The organism is Streptomyces sp. NPDC054765 (assembly GCF_053612065.1).
The window spans coordinates 1-23,890 of record NZ_JBSHBP010000086.1 but is presented as its reverse complement, the minus strand read 5'-3'; the positions used below and the strand labels follow the sequence as shown (position 1 = coordinate 23,890).

23 protein-coding genes are annotated in these 23,890 nt (G+C 71.8%); 11 read left to right on the top strand and 12 right to left on the bottom strand.

Annotated features, from left to right (window positions below; all coding sequences use genetic code 11):
- Positions 1 to 40: 40 nt before the first annotated feature.
- Complete coding sequence (locus ACWGJY_RS33885) at positions 41 to 853, bottom strand: ABC transporter ATP-binding protein (RefSeq protein ID WP_453264717.1); 813 nt, start codon at positions 851 to 853, stop codon at positions 41 to 43.
- 89 nt (positions 854 to 942) lie between these two features.
- On the opposite strand from ACWGJY_RS33885, the gene ACWGJY_RS33880 reads away from it, so the two are divergent.
- Positions 943 to 1,758, top strand: a complete 816-nt coding sequence (locus tag ACWGJY_RS33880) for a hypothetical protein (RefSeq protein WP_453264716.1) — start codon at positions 943 to 945, stop codon at positions 1,756 to 1,758.
- A 104-nt stretch (positions 1,759 to 1,862) separates the two neighbouring features.
- Here ACWGJY_RS33880 and ACWGJY_RS33875 read toward each other — a convergent pair whose 3' ends face one another.
- From ACWGJY_RS33875 to ACWGJY_RS33860, 4 genes are all read right to left on the bottom strand, one after another.
- Entirely contained in the window at positions 1,863 to 2,108 is a 246-nt protein-coding gene (locus ACWGJY_RS33875; RefSeq protein WP_453264715.1) for a chaplin, read from the bottom strand.
- 155 nt (positions 2,109 to 2,263) lie between these two features.
- Positions 2,264 to 2,506: a chaplin gene (locus ACWGJY_RS33870; protein WP_453264714.1), complete on the bottom strand. Its 243-nt coding sequence runs from the start codon at positions 2,504 to 2,506 to the stop codon at positions 2,264 to 2,266.
- Positions 2,507 to 2,742: 236 nt separating this feature from the next.
- The gene (locus ACWGJY_RS33865) at positions 2,743 to 3,393 is read right to left on the bottom strand and encodes a response regulator (RefSeq protein WP_453264723.1); all 651 of its coding nucleotides are present in this window, start codon (positions 3,391 to 3,393) and stop codon (positions 2,743 to 2,745) included.
- A gap of 64 nt (positions 3,394 to 3,457) precedes the next feature.
- Entirely contained in the window at positions 3,458 to 4,615 is a 1,158-nt protein-coding gene (locus tag ACWGJY_RS33860; RefSeq protein ID WP_453264713.1) for a GAF domain-containing sensor histidine kinase, read from the bottom strand.
- A gap of 186 nt (positions 4,616 to 4,801) precedes the next feature.
- Between ACWGJY_RS33860 and ACWGJY_RS33855 the strand changes: the two genes are divergently transcribed.
- The 3 genes from ACWGJY_RS33855 to ACWGJY_RS33845 all read left to right on the top strand — a co-directional run bounded on the left by ACWGJY_RS33855 (position 4,802) and on the right by ACWGJY_RS33845 (position 8,270).
- Complete coding sequence (locus ACWGJY_RS33855) at positions 4,802 to 5,710, top strand: SDR family NAD(P)-dependent oxidoreductase (RefSeq protein WP_453264712.1); 909 nt, start codon at positions 4,802 to 4,804, stop codon at positions 5,708 to 5,710.
- Complete coding sequence (locus ACWGJY_RS33850) at positions 5,707 to 6,843, top strand: S-adenosylmethionine:tRNA ribosyltransferase-isomerase (RefSeq protein ID WP_453264711.1); 1,137 nt, start codon at positions 5,707 to 5,709, stop codon at positions 6,841 to 6,843. Before ACWGJY_RS33855 ends, ACWGJY_RS33850 begins: the two co-directional genes overlap by 4 nt.
- A gap of 647 nt (positions 6,844 to 7,490) precedes the next feature.
- Positions 7,491 to 8,270, top strand: coding sequence for a transglycosylase SLT domain-containing protein (locus ACWGJY_RS33845; protein WP_453264710.1), 780 nt, complete (start codon positions 7,491 to 7,493; stop codon positions 8,268 to 8,270).
- Positions 8,271 to 8,402: 132 nt separating this feature from the next.
- Here the strand turns inward: ACWGJY_RS33845 and ACWGJY_RS33840 are convergent, their stop codons facing one another.
- Complete coding sequence (locus ACWGJY_RS33840; protein ID WP_453264709.1) at positions 8,403 to 10,994, bottom strand: FHA domain-containing protein; 2,592 nt, start codon at positions 10,992 to 10,994, stop codon at positions 8,403 to 8,405.
- Between the two features lie 563 nt (positions 10,995 to 11,557).
- Between ACWGJY_RS33840 and serB the strand changes: the two genes are divergently transcribed.
- Positions 11,558 to 12,805, top strand: coding sequence for a phosphoserine phosphatase SerB (gene serB / locus ACWGJY_RS33835; RefSeq protein WP_453264708.1), 1,248 nt, complete (start codon positions 11,558 to 11,560; stop codon positions 12,803 to 12,805).
- Between the two features lie 238 nt (positions 12,806 to 13,043).
- Here the strand turns inward: serB and ACWGJY_RS33830 are convergent, their stop codons facing one another.
- From ACWGJY_RS33830 to ACWGJY_RS33815, 4 genes are all read right to left on the bottom strand, one after another.
- The gene (locus ACWGJY_RS33830) at positions 13,044 to 13,562 is read right to left on the bottom strand and encodes a SixA phosphatase family protein (RefSeq protein ID WP_453264707.1); all 519 of its coding nucleotides are present in this window, start codon (positions 13,560 to 13,562) and stop codon (positions 13,044 to 13,046) included.
- An 84-nt stretch (positions 13,563 to 13,646) separates the two neighbouring features.
- Entirely contained in the window at positions 13,647 to 13,859 is a 213-nt protein-coding gene (locus tag ACWGJY_RS33825) for a hypothetical protein (RefSeq protein WP_453264706.1), read from the bottom strand.
- Positions 13,860 to 14,068: 209 nt separating this feature from the next.
- Positions 14,069 to 14,185 (bottom strand): SGM_5486 family transporter-associated protein, encoded by a 117-nt coding sequence (locus ACWGJY_RS33820; protein WP_453264705.1) that lies wholly within the window; start codon positions 14,183 to 14,185, stop codon positions 14,069 to 14,071.
- A 17-nt stretch (positions 14,186 to 14,202) separates the two neighbouring features.
- Positions 14,203 to 15,567 carry a CynX/NimT family MFS transporter gene (locus ACWGJY_RS33815; RefSeq protein WP_453264704.1) on the bottom strand — a complete coding sequence of 455 codons (1,365 nt, stop codon included), beginning with the start codon at positions 15,565 to 15,567 and terminating at the stop codon, positions 14,203 to 14,205.
- A gap of 145 nt (positions 15,568 to 15,712) precedes the next feature.
- Here ACWGJY_RS33815 and ACWGJY_RS33810 point away from each other — a divergent pair, with 145 nt between their 5' ends.
- Positions 15,713 to 16,396, top strand: coding sequence for a FadR/GntR family transcriptional regulator (locus ACWGJY_RS33810; protein ID WP_453264703.1), 684 nt, complete (start codon positions 15,713 to 15,715; stop codon positions 16,394 to 16,396).
- A 111-nt stretch (positions 16,397 to 16,507) separates the two neighbouring features.
- On the opposite strand, the gene fabI is transcribed toward ACWGJY_RS33810, so the two are convergent.
- Both fabI and fabG read right to left on the bottom strand, forming a co-directional pair.
- Positions 16,508 to 17,278 carry an enoyl-ACP reductase FabI gene (gene fabI, locus ACWGJY_RS33805; RefSeq protein WP_006606409.1) on the bottom strand — a complete coding sequence of 257 codons (771 nt, stop codon included), beginning with the start codon at positions 17,276 to 17,278 and terminating at the stop codon, positions 16,508 to 16,510.
- Positions 17,279 to 17,283: 5 nt separating this feature from the next.
- On the bottom strand, positions 17,284 to 17,988 hold the full coding sequence (gene fabG, locus ACWGJY_RS33800) for a 3-oxoacyl-[acyl-carrier-protein] reductase (protein ID WP_453264702.1): 705 nt from the start codon (positions 17,986 to 17,988) through the stop codon (positions 17,284 to 17,286).
- A gap of 280 nt (positions 17,989 to 18,268) precedes the next feature.
- Between fabG and ACWGJY_RS33795 the strand changes: the two genes are divergently transcribed.
- The 5 genes from ACWGJY_RS33795 to tyrS all read left to right on the top strand — a co-directional run bounded on the left by ACWGJY_RS33795 (position 18,269) and on the right by tyrS (position 23,848).
- Positions 18,269 to 19,801, top strand: a complete 1,533-nt coding sequence (locus tag ACWGJY_RS33795) for a TldD/PmbA family protein (protein WP_453264701.1) — start codon at positions 18,269 to 18,271, stop codon at positions 19,799 to 19,801.
- A gap of 95 nt (positions 19,802 to 19,896) precedes the next feature.
- Positions 19,897 to 20,448 carry a DUF2975 domain-containing protein gene (locus tag ACWGJY_RS33790; RefSeq protein ID WP_453264700.1) on the top strand — a complete coding sequence of 184 codons (552 nt, stop codon included), beginning with the start codon at positions 19,897 to 19,899 and terminating at the stop codon, positions 20,446 to 20,448.
- Entirely contained in the window at positions 20,448 to 20,672 is a 225-nt protein-coding gene (locus ACWGJY_RS33785) for a helix-turn-helix domain-containing protein (RefSeq protein ID WP_453264699.1), read from the top strand. Before ACWGJY_RS33790 ends, ACWGJY_RS33785 begins: the two co-directional genes overlap by 1 nt.
- A 177-nt stretch (positions 20,673 to 20,849) precedes the next feature.
- Positions 20,850 to 22,304, top strand: coding sequence for a metallopeptidase TldD-related protein (locus ACWGJY_RS33780; RefSeq protein WP_453264698.1), 1,455 nt, complete (start codon positions 20,850 to 20,852; stop codon positions 22,302 to 22,304).
- Between the two features lie 140 nt (positions 22,305 to 22,444).
- Positions 22,445 to 23,848 carry a tyrosine--tRNA ligase gene (gene tyrS / locus ACWGJY_RS33775; RefSeq protein ID WP_453264697.1) on the top strand — a complete coding sequence of 468 codons (1,404 nt, stop codon included), beginning with the start codon at positions 22,445 to 22,447 and terminating at the stop codon, positions 23,846 to 23,848.
- The last annotated feature ends 42 nt before the right edge of the window (positions 23,849 to 23,890 follow it).

Here is a 23,890-nt window from a genome sequence, read left to right as displayed (position 1 = left end):
GGGCTCCTTGCGGGGTGGCGGTCGGGCGACGGGCGGGCCGTCAGGTCAGGGGCAGGCCCTGGGCGGTCCAGCGGTCGTTGCCGTTGCGCTCGACGATCAGCGGGAGGCCGAAGCAGTGCGAGAGGTTGCTGGAGGTGAGTTCGAGTTCGAGCGGGCCGGCGGCCAGCACCTTGCCCTGACGGATCATCAGGACGTGGGTGAAGCCCGGGGCGATCTCCTCGACATGGTGGGTGACCATGATCATCGAGGGCGCGTACGGGTCGCGGGCGAGGCGGCCGAGGCGGCGCACCAGGTCCTCACGGCCGCCGAGGTCCAGACCGGCGGCCGGCTCGTCCAGCAGGAGCAGCTCGGGGTCGGTCATCATGGCGCGGGCGATCAGGGTGCGCTTGCGCTCGCCCTCGGAGAGGGTGCCGAACTTCCGGTCGAGGTAGGCGGTCATGCCGAGGCGGTCGAGGAAGGCGCGGGCGCGCTGCTCGTCGATGTCCTCGTAGTTCTCCTGCCAGCTGGCCGTCATGCCGTACGCGGCGGTGAGCACGGTCTGCAGGACGGTCTGGCTGCGCGGCAGCTTGTCGGCCAGCGCGATGCCGGCGATACCGATGCGCGGGCGCAGATCGAAGACGTCGACCTTGCCGAGCCGCTCGCCGAGGATCGACGCGCTGCCGGCGGTCGGGTAGAGGTAGCTGGAGGCGACGTTCAGCAGGGTGGTCTTGCCGGCGCCGTTGGGGCCGAGGATCACCCAGCGCTCCCCCTCCTTCACCGACCAGGAGACCTGGTCCACCAGAGCCCGTCCTTCGCGGACCACGGATACGTCCACCAGCTCCAGCACATCGCTCATGAGCGCGTTGTCTCCCATTGCTTCTCGGTCGTCGCGTACACCTGTAGGCGCAGCCCCCCTGCAAACCTACGCCACTCGTTGTCAGTGCTCTTCCCTAGGCTGGGGCCATGCTCGATGAACCTCGTTCAGGACGGCTTGCGGCATGGGGAAATGCCCTTTTGGCCGGACTTGTCTCACCTGATGAAGCCGCGCACCGGATCGCGGACGACGATGCGGTGCACCGCGTGGAAGGCCTGCCCGGAGAGGCGGCGCCGGTCGGGCTGACGCTCGCGCTGGGCCGGCTGCGGGCGCTGGGGGCGACCGGCCTGCGGGTCGCCCTGCCGGTGCCCGGCCATCCGCTGGGGCTGTGCGGACCGCCGGAATTCAATGCGCGGGCGCTGGAGGCCGAGGAGGCGGTGCTCGCCTCGGGGGCCGGGCTCGGACTGATTCCGCAGAGGTACGAGGCCGGGCCGGAGGGTGGTGCCGGACCCGATGTGCATGTGGAGGTGGTCTGGCGCTGTCTGCCCGTGCGGGAGGCGCCGCCGGCCGATGTGCCGTCGCTGGGCGAGGCGGAGCGGGAGCTTGCCGAGGCCCTGCGGGACGCGACCGAACTGCTCTCGAAGCTGGACGTGGCCGGGGCCGGCCCTGTGGCGCAGGCGGCGCTGGAGGCCTACCGGGCGCGGGCGGAGGCCGGCCGACAGGTGCTGGCTCCCGGGTATCCGCCGCGGGCGGTGCGGGTATTGGAGCTGGCGCAGCGCGTCGGTGCGCTCATCGATATCGCGCAGCAGGCCGGCGGGGACGGCAGGGAGCACGGTGGCGCGGTGAGCTCGTCGGAGATCGCGGCCCGCGCCGAGGCGCTGCGGCCGGTGGAGCGTACGGCCCGGCGGGCGCAGGTGGCGGCGTACAACTCCGCGGCGGAGGAGCGGGAGCGGCACCGGGGGTGAACGGAAAAGGCCCCGCCGGACCATTGTGTGGTCGACGGGGCCCTCGCCGAAAGGGGACGGACGGCTCTGGGCAGGCGGAGCCGTTCACCCCCGATCGGACAACCTCAGTTGTTCGAAGTGATGTTGCCGAAGGCGGGGTTGAGCGCGCCGATGACATTGGCGGTGTTGCCGGTGGCGTTCACGGGGACATGCACGGGGACCTGGGCGAGGTTGCCGGAGACGATGCCCGGGGAGAGCACGGCCGTGCCGTCGGCCTGGGCGCCACTGGTCGCGAAGGCGGATCCGGCGGCCGCACCGAGGGCGATGCCGGTGGCGGCGAGGACGAGGGCGGCCTTCTTGGCGGTGTTCATGGGGCGTGTTCCTCACGTGGTGGCACAGGGCCGGGAAGGACGGTGGTGGAGGGAGCGGACCGGCCGCGCGTCGAAGGGGGGACGGTGCCGGTCCGGCCCGGCCCGCGCGGACCTTGGCGTCGCGCGGGTCAGGCGGATCCTGCAGGAGCCGGTGCTCAGGCGTTGAGGCAGGGGTTGCCGAAGGTGGGGTTGAGCGCGCCGATGACCGTGGCGGTGACGCCGCAGGCGTTCACGGGGACGTGCACCGGAGCCTGGATGACATTGCCGGAGACGATGCCCGGGGAGTGCACCGCGCCGCCCTGCGCCTGCGGGGTGTGGGCCGAGGCGACGCCGGCGCCCGCGAGGGCGAGGCCGCTCGCCACCATCGTGATGGCCGCTGCGCGCTTGATGTTCTTCACTTCGCTAGCTCCTCGTTGCCGTTGCCGTGGCCAGCCGCCACGACTGCACTGGACAACGGCGCGGGGCGAGAAGGGATACGCCGAATGGGCTACCGCTACACGACAGTATGAATCTCGGATCTGAAGACGACGTTCCGCTTGCGTCAGCGCGGTACGGGAGCACCGCCGTACACCGGCGCTCCCGTGCGTACACCGGCGCTCCCGTGCGGCGTTCAGGCCCCGATGCCGTGCGGCGTTCAGGCCCCGATGCCGTGCCGTACGGCCCACAGTGCGGCCTGCGTCCGGTCGGCGAGGTCGAGTTTCATGAGGATGTTGGAGACATGGGTCTTGACGGTCTTCTCGGACAGCACCAGCGCGCGGGCGATCTCGCGGTTGGAGCGGCCGTCCGCGATCAGGGCAAGCACCTCGCGCTCCCGGTCGGTGAGGGAAGTGCCGCGCCCCTGGCCGCCGTTGTTCTCCTCCGGGGTGAGCAGGGCGCCGGCCACCTCGGGCTGCAGCAGGACATGGCCCGCGTGGACGGAGCGGATGGCGCCGGCCAGCGCCTCCGGGTCGATGTCCTTGTAGACATAGCCGGCCGCGCCCGCGCGCAGCGCCGGGACCACGGTACGCTGTTCGGTGAAGCTGGTCACCACCAGCACCCGGGCGGGGTTGTCCAGTTCGCGCAGCCTGCGGAGCGCCTCGATGCCGTCCATGCCAGGCATCTTGACGTCCATCAGGACCACGTGCGGGCGCAGTTCCTCGGCGGCGGCGATGCCCTCGGCCCCGTCGGAGGCCTCACCCACCACCTCGATGTCGTCCTGGACCTCCAGGAACGTCCGCAGTCCGCGGCGCACGACCTGGTGATCGTCGACGAGCAGGACGCGGATGGCCCGTCCGTCGCCGGCCACCCGCCGCCCGGAGCCCGTCGCGGTTTCGTCCCGGGGGGCTCCCGTCGCACCGCCGCTGTCCTTGTCAGCCACCGGGCACCTCCATCTCGACAGCGGTGCCCTTGCCGGGCTCCGATTCCACGGTGAGCTGCCCGCCGACACCGCTCGCCCGGTCACGCATCGAGACCAGGCCCAGGTGGCGGCCGGCCCGGCGGACCGCGCGCGGGTCGAAACCGCAGCCGTCGTCGGCGATCCGCAGCAGGGCCCCCTGGCCGTTGCGGGTGAGGGTGACCTCGACATGCCCGGCGCCGGAGTGCCGCAAGGCGTTGTGCAGCGCCTCCTGGGCGACCCGGAGCATGGCCTCCTCCTGGGCGGCGGGCAGCGCCCGGACGCTGTGGGCCGCGAAGGTGACGTGCGCGGAGTGGGCGCGGTCCAGGACCTGGGCCTGGGAGCGCAGGGTGGCGACCAGGCCGTCCTCGTCCAGGGCCGCGGGCCGCAGTTCGATGACGGCGGCCCGCAGTTCGTCGGCGGCCTCCGCGGCCAGCGCGGCGACCTGGTGCAGCTCGTCCTTGGCACGGGCCGGGTCCCGGTCGACCAGGGCGGTGGCAGCCTGGGCGGTGAGGCGGAGCGAGAAGAGTTTCTGGGCGACCGCGTCGTGCAGCTCGTGGGCGAGCCGGGCGCGCTCCCCGGCGATGGTCAGCTCGCGGCTGCGCTCGTAGAGACGGGCGTTGGTCAGCGCGATGGCGGCATGCTGGGCGAGTATCCCGAGCAGCCGCTCGTCCTCCTCGGTGAAGCGGCAGCCGTCCGCGCGGGCAGGAGAGGGCTCGGGGCAGCGCTTGTTGGCCAGGAAGAGGGCGCCGAGGATCTCGTCGCCGTCGGCCACCGGCAGACCGAGGAAGTCGGACATGTCCGGGTGGGCCGCCGGCCAGCCGCCGAAGCGGGGGTCCGCACGGACGTCAGCCAGCCGCTCGGGGGTGGCGTTGTGCAGCATCGCGGCGAGGATGCCGTGCTGGCGGGGCAGCGGGCCGATGGCCTTCCACTCCTCGGCGCTGACGCCGTCCACCACGAACTGGGCGAAGCCGCCGTGGTCGTCGGGCACGCCCAGCGCGGCGTACTCGGCGTCCAGCAGCTCGCGGGCCGAGGCCACGATCGTCTTGAGGACGTCGCGGACCTCCAGATGCCTGCTCATCGCCAGGATCGCGGTGCTCACCGCGGGGATCCCGGCTCCCGGTCCGTTGGTCATGGCCTCACCGTACCGGCGGGGCGACCAGCCCGTATCGGTCCGATGACGGCTGCCGCCTACGCCCACCGGCCTAGGCCGAATGCCCTGGCCATGGCCGGTCCGGCGCCCGACGCCCGCGGGGCGGTGGCGTTCCTACCGTAAGGGCGAGGGCCGGGATCCCGGCCTCGGCGGGAAGGGGATGTGATCATGCCGGTGGCGATCATCACGGGGGCGTCGAAGGGGCTGGGCCGGGCGCTCGCCGCGGCACTGGCGGGACGGGGCTGGGATCTGGTCGTGGACGCCAGGTCGGCCGGTCCGCTGGAGGAGGCGGCGCGGGAGCTGCGCGCGACGGGGGTGCGGGTGGTCGCGCTGCCCGGCGATGTGACGGACGGCGGGCACCGGACGGCACTGGTCGCCGCGGCCGGCGAGCTGGGCGGGCTCGATCTGCTGGTGAACAACGCGAGCGCGCTGGGGGCCGAGCCGCTGGTGCGGCTGGCGGACCATCCGCTGGACGGGCTGCGGACGGCGCTGGAGGTGAATGTGGTGGCACCGCTGGGACTCGTCCAGAAGGCTTTGCCGCTCTTGCGCGCTTCCTCCTATGTGCCCTCGTATGAAGAAGTCGTCCCTTATATAGGGAACGCTCCTTTTGCAGCCGACGTCGACAATGACGGGACATACGATCCACACCCTTATATACGCAATGCCCGAAATGCCGGAACGTCCGATTCGTCCACTTATATCGGGATAGCGGGCGAAGGTATCGCAGCGAAGGCGGCGGCTGCCAGGACGGGTGGGGCGGTCCTCAACATCAGCTCGGACGCGGCCGTCGCCCCGTACCCGACCTGGGGCGGTTACGGGGCGGCGAAGGCGGCGCTGGACCAGCAGTCGGCGGTGCTCGCGGTGGAGGAGCCGGGGCTGCGGGTGTGGTGGGTGGATCCGGGCGACATGCGGACCGATCTGTACGCGGCCGCCGTACCGGACGAGGACACCGCCGGCCGGCCGCTGCCCGCGACGGTGGTACCCGCACTGCTGCGGCTGCTGGACGGCGCGGCCCCCAGCGGGCGGTACGGCGCCGCGGCCGGCGCGGAGGCGCCCGGCGGGGCGAGTCCCCGGTGATCGCGGAGGCGCTGCAGGTCCCGGAGGAGCTGTCGGCCCGGATTCCGGCCGAGCAGCGGGGGCCGGGCCTGGACCGGGACGCCGTACGGCTGATGGTGAGCCGGGGTGCCGCCGAGGCCGGCCATCACGTCTTCGGTGAGCTGCCGGATCTGCTGGCGGCCGGGGACGTGCTGGTGGTGAACACCTCGCCCACGCTCCCGGCGGCGGTGGACGGCCGGGCCGGGGACGGCCGGGGGCGCGGTGAGCGGGTGGTGGTGCACTTCTCGACGCGGGCGGACCGGTGGCACCCGGCGGGCCGGGCCGTGGACGGGCGCTGGGCGGTGGAGCTGCGGAGCCCGGACGGGTGGGGCAGCACCCGGCCGCGGGCGGGCGGTCCGGCGGGCGCGGTGGTGCGGCTGCCCGGCGGGGCGCGGCTGGTGCTTCAGGCCCCGCTGGATCCCGGCAGCGCACGGCTGTGGTGGGCGCGGGTGACGGGTACGGAGGTACCGGAGCTGATGCGGCGGCACGGGCGGCCGATCCGCTACGGCTACACGGACCGGGACCAGCCGCTGGCCGCGTACCGGACGGTGTTCGCGGTGGACTCCCCCGGCGGCGGCAGCGCCGAGATGCCGAGTGCCGCCCGGCCCTTCACCGCCGGACTGGTGGCGCGGCTGGTCAGCAAGGGCGTGCAGTTCGCGCCGGTCTCGCTGCACACGGGGGTCGCCTCGGCGGAGGCGTTCGAGCCACCCTGCGCGGAGCGGTTCGTGGTGCCGCCGACCACGGCCTGGCTGGTGAACGCCACGCGGGCCCGGCGCAGGGCGGCGGCGCGGCGGCACGGCCTGGCGCGGGGCGTCCCGGGCGGGCGGATCGTGGCGGTGGGAACCACGGCCGTACGGGCCCTGGAGTCGGCAACCGGCGCGGACGGGCGGGTGCGGGCCGCGGCCCGCTGGACGGATCTGGTGGTGACGCCGGAGCGCGGGGTGCGGGCGGTGGACGGCCTGCTCACCGGGCTGCACGAGCCCACCGCCTCCCATCTGCTGATGCTGGGCGCGGTGGCGGACGAGGAGGTGCTGCGGCGCGCCTACGCGGCGGCGGTGCAGCGGCGCTATCTGTGGCATGAATTCGGCGATCTGCATCTCGTGCTGCCGGACTGAATCCGGGCACGGTGGAGGCGCCGATCGGCGGAGGGCGGGCGTCCACCCCGACGGGACGCCCGGCCGGCCGGAATGCCGGCCCCGACTGGGCGGCCGGCCCGACGGGACGCCCAGGACGCTCACCCCGTGAACCGGGCGCCCGCCCCGTGACGAGCCCGGCCGGCCGGTGCCGGGACGGCCCGTGCCGAGGCGCGCGGTGTCGAGGCGCCCGGTGCCGAGGCGCCCGCCCATGGGAAACCGCTCGTGCTGATTCCGGCGGTCTGTCCGTCCCCGGAAGGCAAAGGGCCCGATGTGGTGCGCAGGTCGCTCGGACAATTCATGGTGAGAGCTGACGCATACGGACTGTGCATTTGCAATTACGTCCGGCGAGACAAACCGTGTGGCACTGTGACGCCGCGCATAGGACGCAGGTCACTTACGAGCCGGGTTAGTGGACCCCCCAATACGGCGTGAGCTGGGGAAGTCCTATTCGGGACGCAATATCCCTCACCCTCGTTCCACTAACCCGGATCGTACGTCACACCTTTGCCGGGGGAATTTCCGGCCGCTAAGAATGGCTCCCGTCGCTCGGCGCCGTGATCGGAACTCGGCGTTCGCCACCGCTCTGGGCCCGTGCGGCGTCCCCCCATCGGAAGGTCTGTCCCGCCATGCCTCAGCACGCCAATTCTGGTTTTCACCGCCTGACCCGGACGCACAAGCTCTCCGTTGCCGGTGTCGCCGCAGTCGGTGCCGCTGCCCTCGCCTTCACCGTCGTTCCGGGCGCCGCCGGCGGCCAGGGCAAGCCCCAGGCCTCCACCGTCGAGAACGTACAGCCGGTGGCCTTCAGCGCGGTCGGTACCGCCGCCAAAACCCAGCAGGCCACGATCGCCAAGCAGGCCGACGACTCCGCCGCCAAGGGCAAGGCCGAGGCCGCCGCCAAGAAGGCCGCGGCCGAGAAGGCCGCCAAGGCGAAGGCCGCCGCCGTGGCGAAGGCCAAGGCCGAGAAGGCGCGCGCGGTGAAGGCTGCCGCGAGCCGGTCCGCCGTGCGCACCGCGATCCCCGCCGCCGCGCCGAAGGCGGTCGCGGTCAAGCCGGTCGCCGACGTGCAGCCCGTCGCGAAGAGCTACCCGAACAACCTGGACGGCTGGATCCGCCAGTCGCTGGACGTCATGGCCAAGAAGGGCATCCCGGGCTCGTACGACGGCATCTACCGCAACCTGATGCGCGAGTCGTCCGGCAACCCGAGCGCGATCAACCTCTGGGACGTCAACGCCCAGAACGGCATCCCGTCCAAGGGCCTGCTCCAGGTCATCGACCCGACTTTCCGGACGTACCACGTTCCCGGCACCTCCTGGAACATCTACGACCCGGTCGCCAACATCACCGCCGCCTGCAACTACGCGGCGGACAAGTACGGCTCGATGGACAACGTCAACTCGGCCTACTGAGCCGACGGTTTTGACGGTCCGCCGTCGCGTACACACCGCCGAGGGGCGGCACCCAAGTACCGGGTGCCGCCCCTCGGGCGTGCCGTTGCGGTGCGCGGCGACACGTCGGGCGTGCCGTTGCGGAGCGCGGCGTTACTTGCGCATGACCTCGGGCTCATGGCGGCGCAGCAGCCGCGCGACGGCGATACCGAGCGCGATGCCCAGACTGATCAGGATGATCATGTCCATCACATAGACGCCGGTGTGGTGCTTCCACAGCGGGTCCGGGTTGCCCGGCTCCCACGGCAGGAGCGTGTTCATGTCGGCGGTCGCGCCCATCGCGGCGACGGCCCAGCGCGACGGCATCAGCCAGGCGAACTGGGCGACGCCCACGGTGTCGAAGAGCTGGAAGAGCACACCGGTGAAGACGACCTGGACGATGGCGAACATGACCAGCAGCGGCATGGTCTTCTCGGCCGTCTTGACCAGCGCGGAGATGATCAGGCCGAACATCATCGAGGTGAAGCCGAGGGCGATGATCGCCAGCGCCATCTCGATCGCCGGGGCCTTCGCCACGATGAGGCCCTCGGCGGGCATGTTCCGGGTGGAGAAGCCGATCGCCGTGATGATCACGCCCTGGAAGGCCGTGACCACGCCGAGCACGATCACCTTGGACATCAGATACGCCGACCGCGACAGGCCGGTGGCCCGTTCGCGCTCGTAGATGACCCGCTCCTTGATCAGCTCACGGACCGAGTTGGCGGCGCCCGAGAAGCACATCCCGACCGCGAGGATCAGCATGATCGTGCTCGCGTCGCGGTTGGTGCGGTGCTTGGCCGGCGGGCCGTACCCGAGACCGAAGTCGCTGGGGATCAGTATCGAGACCACACCGAGCACCGCGGGCAGGATCAGCATCAGCCCCAGGAAGCCCCGGTCGGAGGCGAGCACCGAGACATAGCGGCGCATCAGCGTCCACAGCTGCGAGCCCCAGCTCTGGGACTTGTGTATCCGGGCCGGCGGCGCCTGGACGTTGACCGACTGCGGGGCGACGGCGTCGATGTCCGCCGCGTACATCTGATAGTGCGGGGAGCCGCGCCAGCGCCCCATCCAGTCGTAGTCGCGGTAGTTCTCGAACGCCGAGAAGACATCCGCCCAGGTGGCGTACTGGAAGAAGTTGAGCGCCTCCTCGGGCGGGCCGAAGTAGGCCACGCCACCGCCCGGTGCCATCACCAGCAGCCTGTCGCACAGGCCGAGTTCGGCCACCGAGTGGGTGACGACCAGGACGGTGCGGCCGTCGTCGGCGAGGCCGCGCAGCAGCTGCATGACATCGCGGTCCATGCCCGGGTCGAGGCCGGAGGTCGGCTCGTCCAGGAAGATCAGTGACGGCTTGGTGAGCAGCTCCAGGGCCACCGACACCCGCTTGCGCTGACCGCCGGAGAGCGAGGTGACCTTCTTGTCCTTGTGGATGTCGAGCTTGAGCTCGCGCAGCACCTCGTCGATCCGGGCCTCGCGCTCGGACTCGGCGGTGTCGCCGGGGAAGCGGAGCTTGGCGGCGTAGCGCAGCGCCTTCTGGACGGTCAGCTCCTTGTGCAGGATGTCGTCCTGCGGGACCAGACCGATGCGCTGGCGCAGCTCGGCGAACTGCTTGTAGAGGTTCCGGTTGTCGTAGAGGACATCGCCCTGGTTGGCGGGGCGGTAGCCGGTCAGCGCCTTGAGCAGCGTCGACTTGCCGGAGCCGGAGGGGCCGATGACCGCGACCAGCGATTTCTCGGGGACACCGAAGGAGACGTCCTTGAGAATCTGCTTGCCGCCGTCGACGGTGACCGTGAGGTGGCGGGCCGAGAAGGAGACCCCGCCGGTGTCGACGAACTCCTCCAGCCGGTCGCCGACCAGCCGGAAGGTGGAGTGGCCGACGCCGATGATGTCGTTCGGGCCGACCGGCGCCTTGCCGGACTTGGGGACCGGCTGACCGTTGATGTACGTGCCGTTGTGGCTGCCGAGGTCATGGATCTCGAAACGGCCGTCGGGGGTGGCGCGGAACTCGGCGTGGTGGCGGGAGACCTGGAGGTCGGAGACGACCAGTTCGTTCTCCAGCGCACGGCCGATGCGCATCACCCGGCCCGTGTCGAGGCGGTGGAACGTGGTCGGGCTGCGGTCACCGTGGACCGGTGCGCCGCCCGCCTGCTGCCCGGGGCTCTCCTCCGGCCGCCGGGCCTGCTGCGAGGGCACCGGCTGCTGGGCCTGCGGTGGCTGCTGGGCCTGCTGGGCCTGCTGTGGCGGTACGTACGGCGGCTGCCGGTCCTGCGGCGGGGCCTGCCGGCCCTGCCGGTCGGGCGGCTGCCGGTCCGGCGGCTGGTGCGCGGGGGGCGCCTGCCGGCCCTGCGCGGCCTGCTGCTGCGGCGCCATCGCGGGCTGCGCGCCGAAGCCGTCGGCGGCCGACGCCCCGGCGGACAGGGTCACCCGGGGACCGTCGGTGGCATTGCCCAGGTGCACGGTCGAGCCGGGGCCGATCTCCATCTGGTGGATCCGCCGGCCCTGGACGTACGTGCCGTTGGTGCTGCCCTGGTCTTCGATGATCCAGCTGCGGCCGGCCCAGCGCACGGTGGCGTGCCGCCAGGAGACCCTGGCGTCGTCGAGCACCATGTCACCCTGCGGATCACGGCCCACGTTGTAGGACCGGGACGGATCGAGTGTCCAGGTCCTACCGTTCAATTCGAGTACGAGTTCAGGCACTCCATGCCCCAATACATAGTCCCCCGAGTGACGCCCTGTATGGGAAGTCCAGGGATGGCGAACATCGTGAGGAACTATTTCAGGCTCGGCCCTCGGACCGGAAACCGGGACGGGACCGGGGTGCAAGGGGGTTGCCTCGGTGCCGCCGGACTCGCCCGGAGCACAGGAAGCGCCCATGGAGAGGCAGGGATCACCGGATTACGGGCGTTCCGGACGGAACGGATTGCGGCAGGCGGTGGCACCGCCCGCCGGGGATGTCCTGCACGTCCGCCGCGGAGGCCGCATTATGGGATGAAGCGGACGAAGAAGCGGATGAATACCTGACCGCCGGCGCGTCCGTCGCGGATGCGTTCCGGTCCTGTGCCGAACCCGTCGCCCCGGCAAGGGGGTTGGCGCACCGGAGCGGATCTCCTGGCCGCGGCGGTCCGGGGTGAGCCGGACACGAGTCCATAACGATCGACGGGGCGCCGGAGGCCGGAGGCGAGGGGTGCGGGTGTGGCGGCACGGGGCCGCGCCGGTCCGAACCCCGGACACCCGTACGGACCCGACCCCCCGGCGGTTACCGTAAGGGCACCATGAGCGCATCGCAGATCCCGCCTGCCACCGCCGTACCGGGTGATGACGTACCGACCCTTCTCGTGAAGATCTTCGGGAAGGACCGGCCCGGCATCACCGCAGGTCTCTTCGACACCCTCGCCGCCTACTCCGTCGATGTCGTGGACATCGAACAGGTGGTGACCCGGGGACGCATCACACTGTGCGCGCTGGTCACCGCCCCCTCCCCCGCCCAGGGCGCCACCGGTTCCTCCGAGGGTGACCTGAGGGCCACCGTGCACAGCTGGGCCGAGTCGCTGAACCTCCAGACGGAGATCATCTCCGGCCGGGGCGACAACCGTCCGCGCGGCACCGGGCGTTCGCACGTCACCGTGCTGGGACACCCGCTCACCGCGGAGACGGCCGCCGCGATCGCCGCCGCCATAACGGCCACTGGCGGCAACATCGACCGGATCTTCCGGCTGGCCAAGTATCCGGTGACCGCCGTCGAGTTCGCGGTCTCCGGCGCGGCGACCGAGGCGCTGCGCAGCGTGCTGGCCCCCGAGGCCGCGCGGCTCGGCGTGGACATCGCGGTGGTGGCGGCCGGGCTGCAGCGCCGGGCGCAGCGGCTGGTCGTCATGGACGTCGACTCGACGCTCATCCAGGACGAGGTCATCGAGCTGTTCGCGGCGCACGCCGGCTGCGAGGCCGAGGTCGCCGAGGTCACCGCCGCCGCGATGCGCGGTGAGCTGGACTTCGAGCAGTCGCTGCACGCCCGGGTCGAGCTGCTCGGCGGGCTCGACGCGTCCGTGGTCGAGGCCGTGCGCAAGGAGGTACGGCTCACCCCCGGGGCCCGCACCCTGGTGCGGACGCTCAAGCGGCTCGGCTATCAAGTCGGCGTCGTCTCGGGCGGATTCACCCAGGTCACCGACGCGCTCAAAGAGGAGCTGGGGCTGGACTTCGCCTCGGCCAACACCCTGGAGATCGTGGACGGAAAGCTCACCGGCCGGGTCACCGGCGACATCGTGGACCGGGCCGGCAAGGCGCGGCTGCTGCGGAAGTTCGCACAGCAGGCCGGGGTGCCGCTCGCGCAGACCGTCGCGATCGGGGACGGCGCCAATGACCTCGACATGCTCAACACGGCCGGGCTCGGTGTCGCCTTCAACGCCAAGCCGGTGGTCCGGGAGGCGGCGCACACCGCGGTGAACGTGCCGTTCCTGGACACCGTGCTGTATCTGCTGGGCATCACCCGCGAAGAGGTCGAGGCGGCGGACACCCACGTCGGATGAGCGGCCCGGGGGCGGTCCGGGCGCGGCCGCGGCACGGGGCACCGCCCGGACCGCCCCGGAAGGACCGCCCCGGAAGGACCGTCCGGGAAGGACCGTCCGGGAAGGACCGCCCCGGAAGGACCGTCCGGGAAGGACCGTCCGGGCACACACGAGGGCCCCGGCAGCTGTGGCGAATTCCAGGGGCCCTCGGCACGTCAGTGCCGCCTTCCCGCGCGCCCGGCGGGCCAAGGCGTCGGGATCACTCGTGCGGCGTCCAGTAGGCGACCAGCCGGCCGACGCCGTGCTCGACGGACTTCCAGGAGCCGTTGAAGGCGAGCACGGCCACCGAGGCCGTCGGGAAGCCGCTGCGGTTCATCCGCGGCAGCAGATCGCCCTCCGCATCGCCGGAGAGCGCGTCGGCGAGGGCGTGCACGCCGGGGTTGTGCCCGACCAGCATCAGGTCGGTCACGTCGTCGGAGGTCTCGTTCAGCAGCGCGATCAGCTCGCCCAGCGAGGCTTCGTAGATCCGCTCCTCGTAGACGGTCTTCGGTCGCTGCGGAAGCTCATGGACGGCGAGCTTCCAGGTCTCGCGAGTGCGCGCTGACGTCGAGCACAGGGTCAGATCGGGGGTGATCCCGGCTCCGGCCAGCCAGCGGCCGGCGACCGGGGCATCCTTGCGGCCGCGCTCGGCGAGCGGACGCTCATGATCGCTGGTCTCCGACCATTCGGCCTTGGCATGTCGGAGAAGGACAATCCGGCGGGGTGTATCGGCGCTCATGCGTCCCAGCTTCGCACGAAAGGCGGCGCGGGGCGCGGGGTGTTGAAGTGCTCCCTCCGCCGGGTGAGGCGCGGGCGCGGGCGGTCACCGGGCACCGCCGCGGACGATCGAGGCCAGGAGATCCCACAGCGCGGCCAGGCCCTGCGGGGCGCTCGCGGCGCCGGCCTCGCCGGCGCTCGCGACGAGCAGCAGCAGGGCCGTGAAGGAGACCACCGGCAGGGCGAGCGCCCACCAGGGCAGCCGCGCCCGCAGGCGGCAGGCCTTGGCTGCGGGTGACCGGCTGAACGCGGCGGACACGGAGATCGCCTCCATGGCGGCTCGAAGGGCTGCGCGGCCGCGGACGGCGCGCCCACCGCGGTATGCGGTGCACTTCGAAGCTACGGATCTCCGGCGGCCGTTCCCACCCGGGAAGCCACCCACTTACCCCTGATGCCGGCCCCCTAGGGGACGGTGGGGCCACCCCCCGTCCCCCGCGGCCCCCGGGCCGCGGCCCGGCTGAAGACGGGCTACGGCGCGGCGATACTCGCGATGATCGCGACGAGGACGGTCACGCCGAGCATGACACTCAGGACGAGGAGCAGCTTCTTCTGGCCGCCCTGCGGATTCGGTTCGAGCACTGGCATGCCGACCAGTGTCGCACTCAGGTCTCGTCCTCGATGCGGCGGTCCCGGCCGGCCAGCACACCCACCGCGATCTGCGGCACCATCAGCCCTGCCATCAGGGCGATCGGCAGCCCCCAGCCACCGCTGTGCTGGTAGAGCGTGCCGACCAGCAGCGGTCCGGGGATGGAGATCAGATAGCCGACGCTCTGCGCGAAGGCCGAGAGCTTGACGACCCCGGCGGCGCTGGTCGAACGCATCCCGATCATCGTCAGGGCCAGCGGGAAGGCACAGTTGGAGATGCCCATCAGCAGCGCCCAGACCCAGGCGCCGGCGGCCGGCGCCAGCCACAGTCCGGCGTAGCCCGCCAGGCCGCAGAGGCCGAGCAGCACCGCGAGCGGACCCTGGTGCCGCATCCGGGACGCCAGCCGCGGCAGCACGAAGGAGAGCGGGACGCCCATCGCCATGGTGACCGCCAGCAGCACCCCGGCGGTGCCCGCCGAGACCCCGGCGTCCCGGAAGATCTGCGGCATCCAGCCCATCGTGATGTACGCGGCGGTGGCCTGCAGGCCGAAGAAGACCGCCAGCGCCCAGGCGGTCGGTGACGAGGTGATCCGTACGGGGGCTTCCGCGGCGCGCGCCGCGGCGTCCGTGGCCGGTCCGGCGAGGGCCCCGCGCTGCCGTACCACCACGAGCCAGGGCAGCACGGCGACCGCGGCGAGCGCCGCCCACACGGCCAGCCCGGTCCGCCAACTGCCGCCCAGCGCATCGGTCATGGGAACGGTGAGCGCAGCGGCGAGCGAGGTGCCCAGGGCCAGCGCCATGGAGTAGAGCCCGGTCATCGTGCCGACCCGGTCGGCGAACCAGCTCTTGATGACGACCGGCATCAGGACGTTGCTGACCGCGATGCCGGCCAGGGCGAGCGCGCTGGCGGCGAGGAAGCCTCCGGTGCCGCCGGCGTACGGGCGCACCGCGACACCCACGGTGATCGCGACCAGGCCGGCGCAGACGATCGCGCCGGGCCCGAAGCGCCTGGCCAGCCGGGGCGCGGCGATGCCGAACGCGGCGAAGCACAGCGCGGGTACGGAGGTCAGCAGCCCGGCGACGGTGCCGCTCATGCCGAGGCCGTCGCGGACCTCCTCCAGCAGCGCGCCGAGGCTGGCGATGGCCGGGCGGAGGTTGAGCGCGGCGAGGACGAGACCGGCGATCACGATCCGCGGCAGCAGGCGGCCGGCCGGCCCGGTGTCCCGGAGGGTCTCCGGCGCGGCTCGGCCGGGGCCCGGCTGCGGCTGTGGGGCACTGCCGGCGGTCCGGCCGGCGGCGGTCCGGCCGGCGGGGGTCCGGCCGGCGGGGGTGGTACGGGGCTCGGCGGCGGGGCCGAGGGTCGCGAGGTTGTCGTCCGTCATAGGCGCCATCATAGAATCATGGGATGAATGCTTGTCCAGTCGATATCGGTACCCTCTGCTGTCCGAGCCGGCGCCGGGGACCGGAGGGGTCCGCCGGGCGCCGTGCCGCCGCCGTCCGTCCACACCTTCACCCCGGAGCGCAGCCATGCCTCTGACCTCGCCCCGCCGCTCCGCGCTGGCCGACCAGGTGATCGCGCAGCTGCGCGCCCAGATCACGTCCGGTGAGTGGCCGGTGGGATCCCGTATCCCCACCGAGCCGGAGCTCGTCGAGCAGCTCGGGGTGGCCCGCAACACCGTCCGTGAGGCCGTACGGGCCCTGGCGCACAACGGGCTGCTGGACATCCGGCAGGGCTCGGGGACGTACGTGGTGGCGACCAGCGAACTGGCCGGGGTGATGAACCGCCGGTTCGCGGCGGCCGAGCCCGGACACGTCGCCGAGCTGCGCAGTGCCCTGGAGGCGGCGGCCGCCCGGCTCGCCGCGCGCCGGCGCACCACGCAGGACCTGCGGCAGATCGACGGCCTGCTGGAGCGGCGCGAGGTGGCCTGGGAGTCCGGTCGTGCGGAGGCCTTCGTGACCGCCGACGCGACCTTGCACATGGCGATCGTGGCGGCCTCGCACAACGAGGTGCTGGCCGAGATCTACGCCGACCTCGGGGGCGTGCTGCGCGACTTCCTGCGGGCCGACGTGGGCGAGGAGCTGCGGCCCGAGGCACATATGGACCATGCCCGGCTGGTGGAGGCGATCCGCGCGGGCGACGGCGAACTGGCCGCCGCCGAGGCGAGCGCCCACCCCTTCGGCTGCCGGGTCGGCCTCCCGGAGCGGAGCTGACACAGCGGGGCTGACACAGGGGCGTACGCGGCCACCGCCCGCTCCCGCCCCGAAAACGCCTGCCGCCCGCCCCGGCGGACCGGAACGGGCGGTAGGGATGCGCCGGGGGCGTCAGGCGCCCATCATGTGCACGCCGCCGTCGACGTGCACGATCTCGCCGGTCGTCCGCGGGAAGAAGTCGGACAGCATGCCGACGACACCGCGGCCGGCCGGCTCCGGGTCGGCCAGGTCCCAGCCGATCGGGGCCCGGTGGTTCCACACGTCCGCCAGCTCCTCGAAGCCGGGGATGGACTTGGCGGCCATCGACTTGATCGGGCCCGCCGAGACCAGGTTGCAGCGGATGTTCTTGGGGCCGAGGTCACGCGCCAGGTAGCGGTTGGTGCTCTCCAGCGCCGCCTTGGCCACGCCCATCCAGTCGTACTTCGGCCAGGCGATCTGCGCGTCGAAGGTGAGGCCGACGACCGCGCCGCCGTGCTCCATGAGCGGCAGGCAGGCCATCGTCAGCGACTTGTACGAGTACGCCGAGACCTGCACCGCGGTGCCCACGTCCGACCACTCCGCCTCCAGGAAGTTGAAGGCGCCCTGCGGGCCGAAGGCGATGGAGTGCACGATGCCGTCGAGACGGGCGCCCTCGCCCTGGTGCTCGCGGATCTTGTCGGCCAGCCCGTCCAGGTGCTCCTGGTTGGTGACGTCCAGCTCGATGACCGGCGCGGGCTTGGGCAGCCGCTTGGCGATCCGCTCGACGAGCGAGAGCCGGCCGAAGCCGGTGAGGATGACCTCGGCGCCCTCGTTCTGGGCGACCTTGGCCGCCTGGAACGCGATCGACGACTCGGTCAGGACTCCCGTGACCAGGATGCGCTTGCCTGCAAGGATTCCACTCATGCTGATCAGTGACCCATGCCCAATCCGCCGTCGACAGGAATGACGGCTCCGGTGATGTACGCGGCCTCGTCGGAGGCCAGGAAGCGGACCGAGGCGGCGATCTCCTCGGGCTGCGCATACCGCGCGAGCGGTACCTGCTTGACGATGCCCTCCCGCTGCTCATCGGTGAGCACACGGGTCATGTCGGTGTCGACGAAGCCGGGGGCGACGACGTTGACGGTGATGTTGCGGCTGCCCAGCTCCCGGGCGAGCGAGCGGGCGAAGCCCACCAGGCCGGCCTTGGATGCGGCGTAGTTCGCCTGGCCCGCGGAGCCCGTCAGGCCCACCACGGACGAGATCAGCACGACCCGGCCCTTGCGGGCCCGCAGCATCGCCCGGTTGGCGCGCTTGACCACCCGGAACGTGCCGGTGAGGTTGGTCTCCAGGACCGAGGTGAAGTCCTCCTCGGACATCCGCATCAGCAGCTGGTCACGGGTGACGCCGGCGTTGGCCACCAGCACCTCGACCGGACCCTGCTTCTCCTCGATCTCCTTGTACGCCTGCTCGACCTGCTCGCTGTCCGTGATGTCACACTTCACGGCCAAAAACCCCGCGGGCGGCTCGCCCGAGCGGTAGGTGATGGCGACCTTGTCGCCTGCCTCGGCGAAGGCACGGGCAATGGCGAGGCCAATGCCGCGGTTACCTCCGGTGACCAGAACCGAGCGGCTCAAGAGATCACCCTTTCCGTTTCCTGTCCGGCCTGCGTTCGATACGAAACTATCGGTCACGGGGCCCTCAGGTGGAATCCAGCACGGACAGGCCCGCGCGCCGGTCACTGTCGGGTCTCCACAGAACCGCACCCCGGCACGCCCCCGCGGGCCCCCGCGGCCGTGCCGTACGGACCCGGCGCATCGCGCCACCCCGGCCGGTACTCCGCGCCGCACACCGGCGCGCCCTGGGCCACGGGCGCGCCACAAGGCATGATGCAGGCGCCGACCACGGGAGGACTCCTTGCCTGCACCCCATGCCGTTGACGAGACATTTCTGGCGCTGCCGCTGCGCGCGCTGGCCGATGCGGCGCTGGCCCGCGCCCGCGCGCTGGGCGCCGGCCACGCGGACTTCCGCCTGGAACGGATCCGCAGCGCGTCCTGGCGGCTGCGGGACGCCCGTACGTCCGGGACCTCGGACACCACCGACCTCGGGTACGCGGTCCGGGTGGTGCACGGCGGGGCCTGGGGCTTCGCCTCCGGGGTGGATCTGACGATGGACGCCGCGGCGCGGGTGGCCTCGCAGGCCGTGGCGATGGCCAAGCTGTCGGCGAAGGTGAGCGCGGCCGCCGGCTCCGACGAGACGGTCGAGCTGGCCGACGAGCCCGCCCACCCGGACCGCACCTGGGTCTCCTCGTACGAGATCAACCCGTTCGACGTGCCGGACGCCGAGAAGAGCGGGCTGCTGGCGGAGTGGAGCGCGCGGCTGCTGGCCGCCAAGGGCGTGGCCCATGCGGACGCCTCGCTGCTGACCGTCCAGGAGAACAAGTTCTACGCCGACTCCGCCGGCACCGGCACCACCCAGCAGCGGGTGCGGCTGCATCCGGAGCTGACCGCGGTCGCGGTGGACCCGGCGACCGGCGACTTCGATTCGATGCGCACCCTCGCCCCGCCGGCCGGCCGCGGCTGGGAGTACCTGACCGGCGGCCACTACGACTGGGACGGTGACCTGGCGCGTATCCCCGAGCACCTCGCCGAGAAGATGCGTGCGCCGAGCGTCGAGTCCGGCACGTACGACCTGGTGGTGGATCCCTCCAACCTCTGGCTGACGATCCATGAGTCGGTCGGGCACGCCACCGAGCTGGACCGGGCACTGGGTTACGAGGCGGCCTACGCCGGGACCTCGTTCGCCACCTTCGACCAGCTCGGGAAGCTGGCGTACGGCTCCGAGATCATGAATGTGACGGGCGACCGGACCGCCGAACACGGGCTCGCGACCATCGGCTACGACGACGAGGGGGTGGCCGCCCAGTCCTGGGACCTGATCAAGGACGGGACCCTGGTCGGCTACCAACTCGACCGCAGAATCGCGAAGTTGACGGGTTACAACCGCTCCAACGGCTGTGCGTACGCGGACTCCCCGGGCCATGTGCCCCTCCAGCGGATGGCGAACGTCTCGCTGCAGCCGGCAGCGGACGGGCCCTCCACCGAGGAGCTGATCTCGGGGGTGGAGCGCGGCATCTATGTCGTCGGCGACCGGTCCTGGTCGATCGATATGCAGCGGTACAACTTCCAGTTCACACAGCAGAGGGCGTATGCGATCCGGAACGGACGCCTTTGCGGGCAGGTCCGGGATGTTGCCTATCAGGGAACCACCCCTGATTTCTGGGGCTCCATGGAGGCGGTGGGCGGGCCCCGGACCTACGTCCTCGGAGGCGCTTTCAACTGCGGAAAGGCTCAGCCCGGACAGATCGCCGCGGTGTCGCACGGCTGCCCTTCGGCACTCTTTCGGAACGTGAACATCCTGAACACCGCGAAGGAGTCGGGGCGTCCCTGAGAGGGAGTGTCCCTGAGAGGCATAGGGGTGCCCCGAGAGGCATGAGGAAGCCCTGGGCAGCCTGGCGCGCTCCACAGTCGGGCATCAGGTCGCCGATGAGCCGGGCGGGATCGATTGATTTTCGATCGAAACCAATCGATAATCGATACGTGCATCGCTTCTTCATCACCACGCTCCGGATCGGCGTCGTCGCAGCCATCGCCGTCGGCCTCTTCGGCCAGGTCGTCGTCATTCCGACGACGGCGGCCGATGAGCTCGACCGTTTCCCTCCCTACGCCCCCTTCGCCGCGCCGTACGTGACCGTGGCGATCATCGGCATCGCCTGCGTCCAGGTCGCGCTCGTCGCCGTGTGGATGCTGCTCGCCATGGTCCGACGCGGCGCGATCTTCACGCCGCGGGCCTTCCGATGGGTGGACACCCTCATCGGGTCCTCCCTCGTGGCGACGCTGCTGGCGATCGGGGTCACCGGGCATCTGACCGTGGCCGACATTCCCTCTCCCGACGACCGCATGGAGATCATCGGAGCCTTGGCCGCCGCCATCGCGAGCGTCGGCGTGGGAGCGGCGTTCGCGATGCTCGTCGTCATCATGCGCAGCCTCTTGCGCAAGGCGACGGATCTGGAGACCGAGATTGCCGAAGTGATCTGATGGCCATCATCGTCGACCTCGAACTCCAGCTCGCCCAACGCAACCTGTCGGTCGGCGAGTTCGCCACTGCCGTCGGTATCACGCCGGCCAACATCGCCGTATTGAAGAACGGTCGCGCGAAGGCGGTGCGGTTCACGACACTCGACGCGATCTGCCGCATACTCCAGTGCCAGCCCGGCGACGTGCTGCGTTGGGTACCTGACGACGAAACGAACGACGGCTGAGGGCCGTCCCGCAATCCCTGACGGGCATCACGAGCGGCGGCCTCCCCGCCATCGGCGACGGGCGGCCGATCTGTGTCTCCGCCAGTGCCACCACCCCTCGGTAAGCTCTGCTCCCAGGTCGACACCGAGTCATCACCAGACCCCCGAAGCGTCCAGCACCACACGGAAGGCCGGTCGATGAGCACACGTACGCCGCGCAAGAACAGGCCGCACGAGATCGTCGAGCGGGCGCTGGAGCTCTCCCGGGCCGACGGCTGTGTGGTCATCGCCGATGAACGCTCCAGCGCCAATCTGCGCTGGGCGGGCAATGCGCTCACCACCAATGGCGTCACCCGCGGCCGCACCCTCACGGTCGTGGCGACCGTGGACGGCGGCCAGGGCACCGCGTCCGGGGTCGTCTCGCGCTCCGCGGTGACCGCGGACGAGGTGGAGCCGCTGGTCCGTGCCGCCGAGGCGGCTGCCCGGGACGCCGGGCCCGCCGAGGACGCCCGGCCGCTGGTCGGGGGCGAAAAGGTGTCCGCCGATTTCGCCGAGGCGCCCGCCGAGACCTCCTCCGAGGTGTTCGCGGCGTTCGCGCCGGCTCTGGGCGAGTCGTTCCGGCAGGCCCGCGCCGGCGGCCGTGCGCTGTACGGCTTCGCCCGGCACGACCTCGTCTCGTCGTATCTGGGCACCTCGACGGGGCTGCGGCTGCGGCACGACCAGCCCACCGGGACGCTGGAGCTGAACGCCAAGTCCGCGGGTTCCGGCGCGGGAGCAGTCCGCTCGGCGTGGGCCGGCCGCGCGACCCGCGACTTCACCGATGTCGATCCGCGCGAGCTGGACGCCGAGCTGAGCCGGCGGCTGGGCTGGGCCGGGCGGCGGATCGAGCTGCCCGCCGGGCGGTACGACACGCTGCTGCCGCCGACCGCCGTCGGCGACCTGCTCGTCTACCAGATGTGGTCGTCGGGGGCCCGGGATGCCGCCGAGGGCCGTACGGTCTTCTCCCGGCCGGCCGAAGGCAACGGCGGGGCGCCGGGGCCCGGGGCCGGTACCCGGCTGGGCGAGCGGCTCAGCGAGCTGCCGCTGACGCTGCGCAGCGACCCGCAGGCGCCCGGTCTGGAGTGCGCGCCGTTCGTGCTGACGCACTCCTCCGGCGACGACGCCTCGGTCTTCGACAACGGGCTGCCGCTGACGGCCACCGAGTGGGTGCATGAGGGCGTGCTGAACCGGCTGCCGACCACCCGGCACAGTGCCGAGCTGACCGGTCTTCCGGTGGCGCCGGGCATCGACAACCTCCTACTGGAGGGCGGCGGTTCACGCTCGCTGGACGACATGGTGGCGGCCGCCGGCCATGACGGGCCCACGCTGCTGCTGACCTGCCTGTGGTACATCCGCGAGGTGGACCCGGCGACGCTGCTGCTGACCGGGCTGACCCGGGACGGCGTCTATCTGGTCGAGAAGGGCGAGGTGGTCGGCGAGGTGAACAACTTCCGGTTCAACGAGTCGCCGGTGGATCTGCTGTCCCGGACGGTGGAGGCCGGCCGTACGGAACGGACGCTGCCGCGCGAGTGGGGCGACTACTTCACCCGTGCCGCGATGCCGGCGCTGCGCATCCCGGACTTCCATATGAGCTCGGTCAGCCGCGGGGTGTGACGGGGCGGCTCCGGCCGGAGCCGGGGCCCCGCGCGAAAACCCGTGCAGGGCTCCCGGCGCGCTGGCCATAGACTTCTGCCCTGTCCCTGCCGGGACGCCCTGTCCTCCCTCACGGGAAAACCCGATCGATCAGGAACGCCATGACACGCCTCGGCGAATCCGTCGCCCGCGCCACCGCTCTGCTCTCCGCCGACCTCTCCTCGGACGCCACGGTCCAGGAGCTGATCCGGGAGACGGGCGCGCGGCGCTCCCTCGATCTGACGGACCTGCCCGCCAAGGAGCAGGCCGAGCTGATCGCGGCCCGTACCGTCGAGGTCCTGCCGGGCGTGGAGAAGCTGGCCGAGCGGATCGAGGAGCGCCGCGCGGCCGGCCAGGGTCTGCACATCAAGCTGGGCATCGACCCGACGGCGACCGATATGCACCTGGGGCATGCGGTGCCGCTGATCGTCCTGAGCCGGTTCCAGCGGCTGGGCCATGCCGTGACGCTGATCATCGGTGACTTCACCGCCAAGATCGGCGACCCGTCGGGCCGTACGGCCGAGCGCCCGCCGCTGACCGACGAGGACATCGCGCACAACCTCGCCACGTACCGGGAACAGGTGCGGCCGTTCTTCGACTTCGAGAAGGTCAGCTTCCGGCAGAACAGCGAGTGGCTGGCGCCGTACACCTTCCCGGAGCTGCTCACGCTGCTCGCCCAGGTGCCGGCCTCCCAGCTGCTGCAGCGCGAGGACTTCCGCAACCGCCTCGCGGCCGGCTCCGGTCTGACCATGACGGAGCTGCTGTACCCGATCGCGCAGGGCCTGGACTCGGTGGCGCTGGAGTGCGACGTGGAGCTCGGCGGCTCCGACCAGCTGCTCAATCTGCAGATGGGCCGCAAGCTGATGGAGCTGCGCGGGCAGCGGCCGCAGCTGGTGGTGACCATGCCGCTGATCGAGGGCACGGACGGCACCGGCGCCAAGATGTCCAAGTCCAAGGGCAATTACGTCGGTCTGAGCGCGCCCGCCGACGATGTCTTCGGCAAGATCATGTCGGTGCCGGACCGGCTGATGGAGCCGTACCTCAAGGCCTGGACGGAGTGGACGGACGACGAGATCGCGCTCGTCCTGGGGCGGGTCGCGGACCGCTCGCTGCACCCGATGGACCTGAAGAAGGTCCTGGCGGGCGAGGTCGTGGCCGCGCTGTACGGCCTGGAGGCGGCGATGGCGGCGCGGACCGGTTTCATTGCGCAGTTCTCCAAGAAGTCGTTCTCCGACGTGGAGTCGCTGCCGGTCGTCGATGTCGCGGCGCACGGCGCACAGACGGTGGCGACGGTGCTGACCAAGGTCCTGGAGTTCACGCCGAGCGCCTCGGCGGCGCGGCGGCTGGCCAAGCAGAATGCGCTGCGGCTGGTCGTGGAGGGCGGCGACGGCCAGCAGACGGTGACGCTCGCGGAGGCCGATTCGGTCCGGCCGCTGGGTGAGGTGCTGGCCGAGAAGCTGGCGGACACGGCCGGGGCCGCGTACCTCAAGGCCGGACGGAAGCTGGCTCAGCTCCAGGGCCGCTGATACGGCACAGGACGCGGGCGGCCGGTGCGCATCGATGCGCAC

Excerpts from the sequence above, each read along its gene's own strand:
- ACWGJY_RS33820 (WP_453264705.1), bottom strand. The coding sequence starts at position 14,185 with ATGCCAGTGCTCGAACCGAATCCGCAGGGCGGCCAGAAGAAGCTGCTC.
- ACWGJY_RS33790 (WP_453264700.1), top strand. The coding sequence starts at position 19,897 with ATGAGCCGGGCGGGATCGATTGATTTTCGATCGAAACCAATCGATAAT.
- ACWGJY_RS33860 (WP_453264713.1), bottom strand. The coding sequence starts at position 4,615 with ATGACCAACGGACCGGGAGCCGGGATCCCCGCGGTGAGCACCGCGATC.
- ACWGJY_RS33885 (WP_453264717.1), bottom strand. The coding sequence starts at position 853 with ATGGGAGACAACGCGCTCATGAGCGATGTGCTGGAGCTGGTGGACGTA.
- ACWGJY_RS33880 (WP_453264716.1), top strand. The coding sequence starts at position 943 with ATGCTCGATGAACCTCGTTCAGGACGGCTTGCGGCATGGGGAAATGCC.
- ACWGJY_RS33845 (WP_453264710.1), top strand. The coding sequence starts at position 7,491 with ATGCCTCAGCACGCCAATTCTGGTTTTCACCGCCTGACCCGGACGCAC.
- tyrS (WP_453264697.1), top strand. The coding sequence starts at position 22,445 with ATGACACGCCTCGGCGAATCCGTCGCCCGCGCCACCGCTCTGCTCTCC.
- serB (WP_453264708.1), top strand. The coding sequence starts at position 11,558 with ATGAGCGCATCGCAGATCCCGCCTGCCACCGCCGTACCGGGTGATGAC.
- ACWGJY_RS33815 (WP_453264704.1), bottom strand. The coding sequence starts at position 15,567 with ATGACGGACGACAACCTCGCGACCCTCGGCCCCGCCGCCGAGCCCCGT.
- ACWGJY_RS33830 (WP_453264707.1), bottom strand. The coding sequence starts at position 13,562 with ATGAGCGCCGATACACCCCGCCGGATTGTCCTTCTCCGACATGCCAAG.
- fabI (WP_006606409.1), bottom strand. The coding sequence starts at position 17,278 with ATGAGTGGAATCCTTGCAGGCAAGCGCATCCTGGTCACGGGAGTCCTG.
- ACWGJY_RS33785 (WP_453264699.1), top strand. The coding sequence starts at position 20,448 with ATGGCCATCATCGTCGACCTCGAACTCCAGCTCGCCCAACGCAACCTG.
- ACWGJY_RS33855 (WP_453264712.1), top strand. The coding sequence starts at position 4,802 with ATGCCGGTGGCGATCATCACGGGGGCGTCGAAGGGGCTGGGCCGGGCG.
- ACWGJY_RS33875 (WP_453264715.1), bottom strand. The coding sequence starts at position 2,108 with ATGAACACCGCCAAGAAGGCCGCCCTCGTCCTCGCCGCCACCGGCATC.
- ACWGJY_RS33810 (WP_453264703.1), top strand. The coding sequence starts at position 15,713 with ATGCCTCTGACCTCGCCCCGCCGCTCCGCGCTGGCCGACCAGGTGATC.
- ACWGJY_RS33780 (WP_453264698.1), top strand. The coding sequence starts at position 20,850 with ATGAGCACACGTACGCCGCGCAAGAACAGGCCGCACGAGATCGTCGAG.